The organism is Mycolicibacter acidiphilus, from assembly GCF_018455725.1.
Classification (GTDB): domain Bacteria; phylum Actinomycetota; class Actinomycetes; order Mycobacteriales; family Mycobacteriaceae; genus Mycobacterium; species Mycobacterium acidiphilum.
In genome coordinates this window covers 1-11,392 of record NZ_JAHCLR010000082.1, presented here as the reverse complement: position 1 = coordinate 11,392, position 11,392 = coordinate 1, and the positions used below count along the sequence as shown (strand labels likewise).

Sequence of the window (11,392 nt, the reverse complement as noted above, 5' to 3'; positions counted from 1 at the left end):
GTTATCTGGTGTCGCGAGCATGTGTGTATGACTGTTACCGATTAGGTGCGTCCCGTGCCGATCAGCCTAATCGGGAACGATTGAATCGCACGGTGTGCCCGCCTAGGGATTGCGCGGCTGCCATCCCGGCCCGTTTCTCCTGTCGCCTGCCCGGTTGCACTGATTGCGCCCCGGGAGAGGGCTCACCCCGGGCGGTTGTCGTCTGTGCCCCTTTGACCGTCGGGCTGTGGAACTGCGGATTGGGCTTCCTGGGTCCGGTGAGTGGCCAGGAAGTCGTCGACGATGCGGGCGCAGTCGTGTGCGGTGATGGATCGCAGGCCGGTCATTCGTGCGAACGCGAGTGGTCCGATGAGTTGGCACAGTGCGAGATCCGGGTCCAGGCCGTCGAATTCAGCAGCGGCCTCAATGTCTTGCAGGATGGCGTCGAAGGGCTGCCGGTATTGGTTGATGACCCGCGCTCGCAGCGCCTGCGGGGCATGTTCGGTGCTGGCGTGATCGATTGTGGTCGGGCCCAGGGCGAGCCAGGCCAGCATGGTGATGTGTGCTGGGGCGTCGGCGAACAGCGCAGACTGTCGGGTGAGCAGTTCGATGAGTCGTTCGCGCAATGTCCCACTGGCCGGCCCGGGTGGGGTTACTTGAGGTAAGAGTCGCTCGAAGGTGGCCGCGAGCAACTGCGATGAGCTGCCGAAATGGCGGTAGAGGGTGGTGCGGGCCACCTTGGAAGCTTTGGTGACCGCCTCGATGGTGACGGCTTCGATGCCACCGCTGCTGAGCAGCGCGGTCGCGGCGTCGAGCAAGCGGTTGCGCGACCGGGTCCGGCGGGGGTCAATATCGTCGTCATCGGGCACCGGCGGTACCTGCTCGCTGCTCACACCCACTCACCCCTCGCCTCATTCCAGATTCCCGACCAATTACCCGCGTCACCGCCCGTAACGGGTACCGTACCAACGGTAGCGCAGCGAAACTATGTGTACCGAAGGTGTCGTTGGTGGCCGATCACTCACCGCATCACGATGTCGCGTCCGGCCGCTCGGGTGCGGCACGGCCTGAGCTGCTGCCCGCACATACTCGGACGTGTATGGGTTGCGGACCGCAGAATCCGCACGGTCTGCAGCTGGTGGTTTACCGCAGCGGCGACACGGTGTACGCGGACGTGACTTTCGACGAACGCCACGTCGGCGCGCCCGGTCTGGCGCACGGCGGGGCGGTCGCCGCCGCCTGCGACGACGTGCTGGGGTTCGCGCTGTGGATTGCCGGCGCGCCCGCTGTGACACGCAGCCTGACCGTCGAATACCTCCAGCCGGTCGTGCTGCATCGATCCCACCGCATCACCGCGCACATTGCCTCCCGGGAAGGCCGCGTGCTGCACATCGGCGCAACCGGCACCGACCCCGAGGGGGCCACCCGATTCACCGCAAATGCGGTGTTCGTCGTGGTCACCGCCGATCACTTCGCCGCCTATGGCGACGTAGCAGCGTTCGAACATCTTCTTCGGCGGCTCGGGGACAACGGGGCGCCGAGCGATCCGGAATCCTGACCCGCAACCCGTAACGCTATTACTAGTAGCGCAGCGCTACTTGCCGTACCATTTCAGTGCAGACCGGTTGGGCGTCGACGGAGGTGCGCGATGTACACCACGTGGATCGAAGGTTGCACCGTGCAGCGGATGTCGTTGCAGGGTGATCTGGTGTTGAGCTTTGATGACGCCAACGAGGTAGTCATCAGTTGCCTGCTGTGGCTTGCCCTGCCGGCTAGCGGTGAGTTTCCGGCCGAGGAAGTGCTCATCGACCCGCGCGAGGTCGCCGCCCACCAACGTCCGCTACTGGATCTGGCGGGTGCGGTGTGCACGAAGGCATGCCACGACGATTCCGGTCGGCTACTCCTGAGCTTCTCCAACGGCCTGCGCATCGAGGTCAGCGCCAACGAGCGCGCCACCGCCTGGGAGCTCTACGGCAAACACCACGGTTACATGGCGTGCCTGCCGCACGGCAGGGTCAAGGTGGTCCGCCATGACATCCCCTACGACGAGGACGACAATGCCGGTGCAACGACCCCCAACTAAGGATCTTCGTCATCGCCGGCAGCCGAGTCATTGTGACCGGCGGCAGCGTCTTTCGTGGGCGCAGGCGCGGTGAGTGCGGACAACCCGGGCGGTGCGGGCACGGCAACCCTGCCTGTGCGGGCCCGCAACGGGGTGGCCGATCCGGGCCAATCCAGTGAGTACAGCAGCCGGTTAGCAACACTGGCCGGGTTCACGGTGCGTCATAAAGCACTGGTCATCGGCGGCTGGATCGCCGTCGCCGTGCTGCTTGCACTGGTGTTCCCGCAGCTGGAAACGGTGGTACGGCAGCAATCGGTGAACCTGATCCCCCGCGACGCCGCGTCGTTTCAAACCGTGGACCGCATGAGCGCGGCCTTCGGTGAACAGGGCTCCAAAACGATGCTGGTCGTGGCGATGGAAGACCCCGACGGCTTAACCGCGCCGGTGCGCAACCGCTATGAGCAGTTGGTGGTGCAGCTGCGCGCCGATACCGACCACGTCTTGCTGGTTCAAGATCTGCTCGCCGACCCGGTCACCGCGGCGCATGCGACCAGCAATGACGGCAAAGCCTGGTATCTGCCGGTGGGTGTGGCCGGCACCCTGGGTGACCCCAAGGCCGCCGAATCCGTCCAAGCCGTGCGCGACATCGCCGCCGGTTTATTCGCCGGTTCACCGACGACCGTGCACGTGACGGGCCCGGCGGCCACCTTCAACGACCAGATCGCTGCCGCCGAACACGACCTGCTGCTGATCTCGATCGCCACCGCCGCGCTGATCGCACTGATCCTGCTGATTGTCTACCGGTCGGTGTTCACCGCCTTGCTGCCCCTGCTGGTGATCGGGGTCAGCCTGGCCGTCGGCCGTGGTGTGCTGTCTGTCCTCGGCGAGAGCGGCATGCCCGTCTCGCAGTTCACCGTGGCGTTCATGACCGTGATCCTGCTCGGGGCGGGCACCGACTACACGGTGTTTTTGATCAGCCGCTACCACGAACAGCGCCGCGCACATGTCCCCGCCGATCAGGCCGTCATTCATGCCACCGCCAGCATCGGGCGCGTGATCCTGGCCTCGGCGGCCACCGTTGCGCTGGCCTTTTTTGCCATGGTTTTCGCTCGCCTCAGTGTTTTCGCCGGGCTCGGCCCGGCCTGCGCGGTCGCCGTGCTGGTCGGATTCCTGGCCACCGTGACCCTGTTGCCGCCGGTGCTGGCGCTGGCCGCCCGCCGTGGAATCGGCGAGCCGAAATCCGATCGAACCCGCCGCTACTGGAACAGTGTCGCTGTCGCGGTGGTCCGCCGGCCGGTGCCACTGTTGGCCGTGAGCCTGGTGATCCTGCTGGCCCTCTCGGCCATCGCCACCACGATGAAGATCAGCTACGACGACCGCAAAGGCCAGCCTGCCACCACCGCCAGCAACCAGGGTTACCAACTGCTGGATCGCCACTTCCCCAAAGACGTCGTCATCACCGAATTTCTCGTCGTGGAGAACCCCGACGACATGCGCACCAGCAAAGGTCTGGCCGACCTCGACGAGATGGCCTCCCGGGTCGCCCAAGTATCCGGGGTCACCAAAGTCATCGGGATAACCCGCCCCACCGGCACCCGTCTCGAACAAGCCCAACTGTCTTGGCAGAACAGGCAGATCGGCGACAAGATGGCCGACGCCGTCGCCGATGGCGACGCACGAAAAGGCGACCTCACTCAACTCACCGACGGCGCCGATCAACTCGCTGGCGGCCTGGCCCAGCTCGATGCCGCCCTGCACGCGATCTTGACCCCGCTGTCGGGCGTACTGGCCCGAGCCCAATCCGGTGACACCCTGCTGTGGTCATCTCGACCGTTGCTGCAAGAACTTTCGGCCTCCGCACCCACCGTCGACCAAGCCATCCAATCCGGCCCCGGGCTGCGGTCGCGGGCGGATCAAGCCGAAACCGCCCTCGCCGTGCTGGCCCCCCTCGTCGATGGCCTGAACACTTCCGAGTGGTGTGCCACCACGCCGCAATGCGCGCAAATCCGTAACCAGGTCCGGATCCTGGTGAGTTTGCGCGATAACGGATTCTTCACCGAAGTCGCCACCCTCGGCGATCGCTACAACCCTGACACCGACGCCACCATTGCTGGCACCCTTGCCGACATACAAGCCGCTGCCGCAGCACTTGACAAGGCCTTCGGAACTCAGGGTGATCCCGCGGACCCGGCCGGCAACATCGGCCGGCTCCAAGAGGGCGTCGGCCAACTCGCTTCCGGGGCGCAAGCGCTGGCCGCCGGTGTGCACGCCCTGGCCGACAGCAACATCGAAATGTTGGCTCGGATGGGCCAGGTCGCCGCCCAACTGCAGAACTCGGCCCGCGCCAGCGCCGGCTCTGACGCAGCGAGCGGTTTCTACCTGCCCGCCAGTGCCTTCGATAACCGTCAATTCACCGACGTTGCCAAACAATTCCTCTCACCCGATGGCAAAACCGCCCGCTTTGTCGTCGAATCCAGCTACGACCCCTACAGCGCGCAGGCGATCACCCTCGCCCGCCAGATCGTCGAGACCGCCGACACCGCCCGCCCCAACACCACCCTGGCCAACGCCACTATCGCCGTTGCCGGGTTCCCCGCCGTCAACTCCGACATCCAACGGCTCCTGTCGGCTGACTTCACCCAACTGGCCATCAGCACCCTGGTCATCGTCGGACTCATCCTCATCCTGCTCTTGCGCGCCCTGCTCGCCCCGCTATACCTGCTGGGGACGGTCGTGCTGAACTACCTGGCCTCACTGGGCATCGGAGTGCTGGTCTTCCAATGGGGACTCGGCTACGAAATCGCCTGGCCCGTCCCGTTGCTGGCTTTCATCATCCTGGTAGCCGTCGGCGCCGACTACAACATGCTGCTCGTCTCACGGCTGCGGGAGGAATCCAAACACAACATTCGCGTAGGGGTACTGCGCACCGTCGCCCGCACCGGCTCGGTCATCACCTCGGCCGGAATCATCTTCGCCGCCAGCATGTTCGGACTGATGTTCGGCTCCATCGCGATCATGATCCAAGTCGGCCTCATCATCGGCTGCGGACTCCTACTCGACACATTCCTCGTTCGCACCCTCACCGTCCCCGCCATCGCCACACTCCTGCGCGAAGCCAGCTGGTGGCCCAACACGCCGCGCTCTATCCCACCTCCACACCGTCAGGCCCGCCTGAGCGATCCGTATTACGACACAGGCACCCTGTAACCGCCGCAGATTGGGGGATTACGGCTACGGGTGCGTGGTTTCGGCGCCACAATGGCTGGAATCGCGAGTGAAGTGCAGGCGGTGCCCCAAGCCGTTGTTGCGATGGCACCCATTAGCCGCCGCCCCCTGCACCGTTTCCGGCGTCGAGTTGTCCGTAGAGCAGTGCGATTGTCGATTCTTGTTCGGCAAGCTTGGTTCTCAGTGCGCGGATCTCACCGTCCTTGGCGACCAGTTGGGCACGTAGGGCGGCTACGACGGTGCTCTCGCGGCCCGTCGCGGCGTCGAGCGAAGGCGGCTGGCGTCGGTAGGCGTCGATGATCGCGACGAGGTCGCGGTGCTTGTAGACGGTCTTGCGTTCTACGCCGGCGCGGGCAGCGACGGTGGATATGTTGATGATGGCGTTGGTCTTGCGCAGGTGTTTGATGGCGCGTTCGATATCCCGGCGCTTGGTCTGGGAGATGTTCTTACGGTAGTCGGCCAGGGCGCGGCGGGCGTTATCCGAAGGGGGAGGGGGGCGTTGCCTCATCCGGGTGCGTTGGGGTCGGCTTTGCGTAGAACAGATTCGTGGCTGCCGCGGGTCTTGACCTTCAACAGCGGCAACCGGTTTGAGGCACCAGCACCGCCCACACTGGCTCCGTTCGCGAGGCCCTCGGTGTCGGTGTGCAGACGCTCGATGATCGCGTCCAGAGAGGCGATCTCCCGGCGCCGTTCGTGAATCCACACGTTGTCGTCGGTGAGTTCCCGCCCGCTACGTCGCCGGTACTGTTCGCGGCGGACCTCGATCAAGTTGACGGTCTTGGCGCGCTGCGCGATCAATTCGTCGAGATGAGTGGCGTCGGTGGCGAAATGCCCGCATGACAGACAAGCATTTCCTTTGTCACAGCTCTTCAGCGGAGGAAGCAGGCACACGCCGTTGGGAAGTACCCGATCCGTGCGGGCCGCCAGTTGAGTCATGTCATAAATATCGGATGGACTGATTGCGATATCGGTGCCGTGTGCGCCGACCTTCTTGTGCCGCAGGAATTCTGACTCAGCTGTTGCAGCAAGCGTCGCAGCGTAGCGCAGGGTCATCTCAGGGGATGCGTGCCCAAGGTATCGCTGTACCACGTGAATGGGAACGCCGTCGTTTAGCAACTCGGTGGCCCGGGTATGGCGCAGCCGATGGGTCTGGCTGAACCGCAGCGGACGCCCGGCCGAGTCGGCCAGGCCGTGAACCTTGTCGAGTTTGTTCAGTGCCACACCGTAGGACTGGTAGGTGCGGGCCCGGTGGCCCTGATGCTGGTGGCGCAGTCCGAGGAACAGGTACTTCGGGCTCAGCCCAGGGTAGCGGCGGCGAACCCACTGTTGCTGTTCGGTGATCACGTTGACCACCGCCTTCTCAACCAGGATCGACGGCAGTACCCCGTCGACCTTGGTCTGCTGGTAGCGCAACTTGGCGACGAATGCGTTGGGGTCATCGGAATCTGTGGGGCGTTCCGGGCCGGGAATAGCGGTCAGAGGGTCGAAGTCGAGCATCAGTATCTCCGAGGCTCGGCGTCCGGTCAGCGCCTGCAGCAGCCAGACGCGCGCGGCTTGCGGGTCTCCGAGGCCGGCGACAACCGAGATCGTTGCATCAGGGTGAGTGATGGCCACCGGCATACCGCGATCGGCCGCCAGCACATCGAGGTAGCACAGCATCTGCTGCAATTCCGACGTGGAGAACCACGTCAGCTCCCGCTGCCGGTTGGCGCGGCGCGTTCGAAACGCCGCGCCCCACAGACGCGTGTAGGTGTCGGTGATCTGAGCCCACCGGGGGTCGCCGGTCGCCGCAGCGGCTTCCTCGGCGTGATCAACCATGAAGGCGTAGAACACCTGGGCCTGCGACTGGGTCGAGTCCACCGCGGATGCTGACAACGGCCGGTCTGGTTTGAACTGTGCGGATGGGGATTTCAGGTAGTTGGAGAACTCGGTGAACAACAACCGCAGGGCGGCGCGGTCATCGGCCAACAGTGGGGTGCTGATGTTGCGGGCGGCCAAGAACGGGCCGAGGTGCCTGGCCATGTTGCGAGCACGATCGGCTACCGATGACCAGCGCAGCAATTCCGCGGTTATGGAGGTGCGCAGCCAGAACCGCACGCCCTCACGCAGCCAGGGCGGGTGGATCGCGGCAAGTTTGACGACTTGGTCATGGCTGGGTTCATGTTCGCGCTGTGGTATGCGGGGATCAGCCCGTAGATCCCAGATGTCATGGGCCCACCACGGGGCATCGGTGCAGCGCACCGATACGTAAAGATGCAGGTGCTCGATCAAGGCCACGACCTGGCGCCGAGCCCCCGCGGAGGGCAGGCGGGCGTTGCGGCGCTCAAAGCGCACCACGGCGTGACGTACGACATCCTCGGCCGCGAGGTCTGCAATGCTCACTGGAGGCCGGTGATACCGCTGCTGGTGCTCGGCGGCGGCGTCGGTCAAGGCGACGGCCGTCCACTTCAGCAGGAACGGCTCGATCTTGCGGATTCCTTCGTGGCCGCACAACCACACCCACCACGCCATTTCTTGGCGAAAGCGTTCTGGGACATCGGCGGGGGTGAAGTCGTGGCCGTCGGGATTGTTCAGGTAGCGCTGGTTGCGCACGAACACGGCGTCGAACGGTGCAGCGTCGATGCGGTAGTGCAAAGTTCGCCACGATTCAGGGACCTGCTGCCATTGCCGATCCCACACGGTGGCCGCCGCGGATCCTGCAGAATCGACGTGACTGTTACGGGGTTGAGTCATGGCTCACCTTCCAGCCGGCGACGAAGCTCTTCCACTGCGCGACCGTGCGCATCTCGGCGTCGGCGGTCACCCACCCGTAGATCGACAGCGTGGTCTGCACATCGGCGTGGCCGAGACGGCGCATCACCACGTGTTCAGGCACCCCAGACAACAGCAGAGCTGTAGCGTGGGTGTGGCGCAGCCAGTGAGGAGTCCAGTCCTGCGGCAACACATCAGCATGGGCGGCCGTGAGGGTGTCCACCTTGTCGTAGACGGTTTCCGGGCGCAACGGTGCATAGCGCTGGCCGCGTGCCAGATTGACGAACACGAAGTGCGACGCCAGATCGGCAACCGCGACGTCGGCGGCCCACCCGATCAGCTGCCACACGTACTCGCTGTAGAGGGCTACCAGATCATCGCCGATGTAGATCCGGCGTGCACCGGACTTGGCTCGTACCCCATGGGGGTGATCGTCGCGGCCGGCCACCAGAATCGACGGAGTCTCACCCCCGGTGATATGGAAATCATTGTGGCGCAAAGATAATGCTTCACCTATTCGCATTCCGGTCTCGGCCAGGACGGCGAAGAATAACCGGTCACGCAAACCCGCCTCGCTGCCGGTCCACTCACCCGACGGCGACTGCACACTGCAGCCATCCAGGATGGCGTTGACTTGATCGGGCAACAACACCGGCGTCTCGCTGCGATTGGGTGCACGCCGGCGGTGCACAGGCACCTCCTGATCACGTCGCGGTCCGACACCAGCCAGGGTGGGGGCATAGCGGCGCCGCGAGGATCGGGCGTGGGAGGAAAACAAGCGGCGGTACGGGCGGGTCAAATCGTGGGCGTCGGCGAAGTACCGGTACATCGACAACACCGCAGCCCCCCGCGGCTGCAACGACGACTCGGCCATCCCAGGCCCGGGCTCACCGATACGGACCATGCCCGGCAGATCCCCAGTCCGCAGATAACACAGGAACTCGCCAAACAGGCTAGTGGGAAAATCATCCCAGGCCGCGCCGGTGTGTTCGAGCACCGTCCACCACGCCGATAGCCCGTATGCGTAGGCACGCACCGTATTTGGAGACGCGCCCTGATCTGCGAGGAACCGCAAGTACTCTCGGGCAGGTGCAACGGGTAGCCGATCGGCGCCGACCACCGTGTAGGTATCAGGCCGGTCCGGGAAACACAGCCGCTGCACCCGCGCCACGTTCAGCAGCCTCTCGCGCCGTTCATGGAGTTTTACCGCGACGGAAATCGTCGAGGCGGACCACTTGATGCCGCTCTTCCGGGGCTGATCCGCTAGCACCGCGCATCCCGACGGCAGCCATCGGGCGCCTGTCAGATGCAGGTGAAGGCCGTTGCGTAGCCAGGAACCATTCGAGCAGATCCGATGGAAATATCATTGACTCGCGTGCGGCCAGCATCGGCACCGAGGCATCCCCGTAGCAGCGTTCCACCCACTTGCGCAGCAGCCTGGGCCGCTCGGGGTCACGTTCGTTCCATCCGGGTTCCGTCATACCCCAGGTATGCCCAGTCTCAGGATTGATCCGTGAATACAGTTGTGTGGTAAGCATTTTTGCGCGATCAGCGTCGATCAATCCCGAGTCACGCATGTGCATGATCAGCGAACCCAACGACAAGCCCCACTTGTCCTTGAGCGGTTTGAGGTTCAACAGTGACATCACCTGTGGCAACTCCGGCGCCAGCGCGGCGACGGGCGCCAACAACTCGGTGGCGAACCGGTTGGCCTCCAACTCCTCGCCCGAGTTCACCGAGCAGTGCCCACGGCTGTGCAACACCAAATGCCCCAACTCATGGGCAACGGTGAATCGGGTCCGTTCCCACGACTCGGATTCGCGCAACACTACGAGCGGGCGATCCCGGTGTCGTCCCACCCAACTCGAATAACCCAAGTGCTTCTCGTCACGCGCTCTCCCCGGTGTGGCCGCGAACTCGCTCTCCCACTCACCCGGAGTGCGCCGCCGGACGATCACCGGTGCACCCAATCGCTCAGTTTCATACATCAAATCATCCAGTGGCTCATGAGGTTCTAGCCCCATCGCCTCGCGCAGCCACCCTGCGGCCTGGACCGCGCTCGGCCGGTGATGATCCTTGCCGCAGATCGACGGGACCTTCACATGAGGCAATTTCGACCGCTCATCCAGGTCGCCGAGAAAATCGCCGGCGAGCGAAGCGAACGTCGCCAAGAAGTCCTGCTCGCCAACAGTCATCGACTTTGGCGCCCGGAAAAGCAACTCACCCGCCGATACGCGAGACTGCGGTTCCGAGCTGAAAAACCGTGCAGGAAAGCGGAACAACTCCGACAGCCCCGCAACCTCATCAACGGACAACATGATCGTCGAAGACTTCTCGATCTTCGTCTGGCGGGCATTGCTCCAGCCAACCAGGCCCACCACAGAAGTTGCCGTCATGCGCCGCAATAGCCGGGCCTGCCGGACCCGTGCACCAAAAACCTCGATCATCGTGCGCTCGATTCAACATCACCCGAGTGGGAGCCCCGCATGCACCCAGCAGTGTGCACGAGGGCTACGACGATTCCGGCGGCGCTTCGTTCAGTGTCTCCTCGGTGACGCCGTCGGCATCCGCGAAGTCCTCGTCCCGGCGCCGCTTTCCGGGCATTGCAACCTCGGTAGCCTGCGTGAACGGATCCATGGTGGGTGCCGTTTTCGCACGCTGCTCCATGATCGGTGGCGGCAGCGGAGTGCTGGCGTAGAGTACCTGAACCTTGTCGGTGAGTATGCCCGCAGCCAAGACCGCACCACCCAAGCCCAGATTGCCTGGCCACCACAGTACGTATTGCCGATACCCGGGAGGCTCCGGAATGCCATCCCCGCCGCCGATTGGGTACCCCAATTCCTCCTCGATACTCAGCTGATGCTCGCCGGGCACATACTCCACCGATTCGAGCAGGCTGCCGTCCCAGTTGCGTGGATGTTTGCGCACCCCGATACGAGACCCCTTCCCGTCGACCAGAACAATCCCAAACCCGTTGCCCTTGATCGCCTTCAAAGTCGAGTCCTCGGTCTGGCGACGCCACCTCGAGAACAGCAACGTCTCCAGCAGCGTGCATGACACGGTGATTCCTCGGGGATCGTTCCCCTGATCGACGTACCGGTCCGGAACCTCCGCCAACCTCGCACACAGATCGCCATGCGTTTCGCCCAACACGAGAGCATGCTGCTCGACGAACTTCTCCACCAGCAGTTGTGGATTGTCGTGTAGGTCCATGGGGTGAATTTTTACCCCGGTATCCCACATCGGCCGGCGCGCCACGCCGTGCAAACTTGGAAAATGTTTGGCCAACCATACCTAAGAGGATACATGTATACGATGATTAATGTGCAGGTAAACACGCTGATTGACCAATAGAACGTGTTAAACCTCTGATAA

Annotated in this window: 9 protein-coding genes; 3 read left to right on the top strand and 6 right to left on the bottom strand. The window is 64.0% G+C overall.

Translation table 11 applies throughout. The features are described from left to right. Positions 1 to 182: 182 nt before the first annotated feature. Positions 183 to 872, bottom strand: coding sequence for a TetR/AcrR family transcriptional regulator (locus tag KIH27_RS21360; RefSeq protein WP_046284848.1), 690 nt, complete (start codon positions 870 to 872; stop codon positions 183 to 185). Between the two features lie 206 nt (positions 873 to 1,078). On the opposite strand from KIH27_RS21360, the gene KIH27_RS21355 reads away from it, so the two are divergent. From KIH27_RS21355 to KIH27_RS21345, 3 genes are all read left to right on the top strand, one after another. After that, complete coding sequence (locus tag KIH27_RS21355) at positions 1,079 to 1,537, top strand: PaaI family thioesterase (protein ID WP_046284847.1); 459 nt, start codon at positions 1,079 to 1,081, stop codon at positions 1,535 to 1,537. A 90-nt stretch (positions 1,538 to 1,627) separates the two neighbouring features. Further along, positions 1,628 to 2,062 carry a DUF6188 family protein gene (locus KIH27_RS21350; RefSeq protein WP_046284846.1) on the top strand — a complete coding sequence of 145 codons (435 nt, stop codon included), beginning with the start codon at positions 1,628 to 1,630 and terminating at the stop codon, positions 2,060 to 2,062. 69 nt (positions 2,063 to 2,131) lie between these two features. Further along, positions 2,132 to 5,248, top strand: a complete 3,117-nt coding sequence (locus KIH27_RS21345) for an MMPL/RND family transporter (RefSeq protein WP_082108291.1) — start codon at positions 2,132 to 2,134, stop codon at positions 5,246 to 5,248. A gap of 112 nt (positions 5,249 to 5,360) precedes the next feature. Here the strand turns inward: KIH27_RS21345 and KIH27_RS21340 are convergent, their stop codons facing one another. The 5 genes from KIH27_RS21340 to KIH27_RS21320 all read right to left on the bottom strand — a co-directional run bounded on the left by KIH27_RS21340 (position 5,361) and on the right by KIH27_RS21320 (position 11,230). Continuing rightward, on the bottom strand, positions 5,361 to 5,774 hold the full coding sequence (locus tag KIH27_RS21340; RefSeq protein WP_046284845.1) for a hypothetical protein: 414 nt from the start codon (positions 5,772 to 5,774) through the stop codon (positions 5,361 to 5,363). Further along, positions 5,771 to 7,999, bottom strand: coding sequence for a tyrosine-type recombinase/integrase (locus tag KIH27_RS21335; RefSeq protein WP_046284844.1), 2,229 nt, complete (start codon positions 7,997 to 7,999; stop codon positions 5,771 to 5,773). Before KIH27_RS21335 ends, KIH27_RS21340 begins: the two co-directional genes overlap by 4 nt. Further along, a complete protein-coding gene (locus KIH27_RS21330; protein WP_109401152.1) occupies positions 7,983 to 9,188 on the bottom strand; it encodes a tyrosine-type recombinase/integrase in 1,206 nt (401 codons plus the stop codon). The genes KIH27_RS21335 and KIH27_RS21330 overlap by 17 nt, the downstream gene beginning before the upstream one ends. A gap of 22 nt (positions 9,189 to 9,210) precedes the next feature. Then, a complete protein-coding gene (locus KIH27_RS21325; RefSeq protein WP_052741218.1) occupies positions 9,211 to 10,464 on the bottom strand; it encodes an ImmA/IrrE family metallo-endopeptidase in 1,254 nt (417 codons plus the stop codon). A gap of 64 nt (positions 10,465 to 10,528) precedes the next feature. Continuing rightward, complete coding sequence (locus tag KIH27_RS21320; protein ID WP_046284843.1) at positions 10,529 to 11,230, bottom strand: hypothetical protein; 702 nt, start codon at positions 11,228 to 11,230, stop codon at positions 10,529 to 10,531. Between the last annotated feature and the right edge of the window lie 162 nt (positions 11,231 to 11,392).

Excerpts from the sequence above, each read along its gene's own strand:
- KIH27_RS21325 (WP_052741218.1), bottom strand. The coding sequence starts at position 10,464 with ATGATCGAGGTTTTTGGTGCACGGGTCCGGCAGGCCCGGCTATTGCGG.
- KIH27_RS21355 (WP_046284847.1), top strand. The coding sequence starts at position 1,079 with ATGGGTTGCGGACCGCAGAATCCGCACGGTCTGCAGCTGGTGGTTTAC.
- KIH27_RS21335 (WP_046284844.1), bottom strand. The coding sequence starts at position 7,999 with ATGACTCAACCCCGTAACAGTCACGTCGATTCTGCAGGATCCGCGGCG.
- KIH27_RS21350 (WP_046284846.1), top strand. The coding sequence starts at position 1,628 with ATGTACACCACGTGGATCGAAGGTTGCACCGTGCAGCGGATGTCGTTG.
- KIH27_RS21320 (WP_046284843.1), bottom strand. The coding sequence starts at position 11,230 with ATGGACCTACACGACAATCCACAACTGCTGGTGGAGAAGTTCGTCGAG.
- KIH27_RS21340 (WP_046284845.1), bottom strand. The coding sequence starts at position 5,774 with ATGAGGCAACGCCCCCCTCCCCCTTCGGATAACGCCCGCCGCGCCCTG.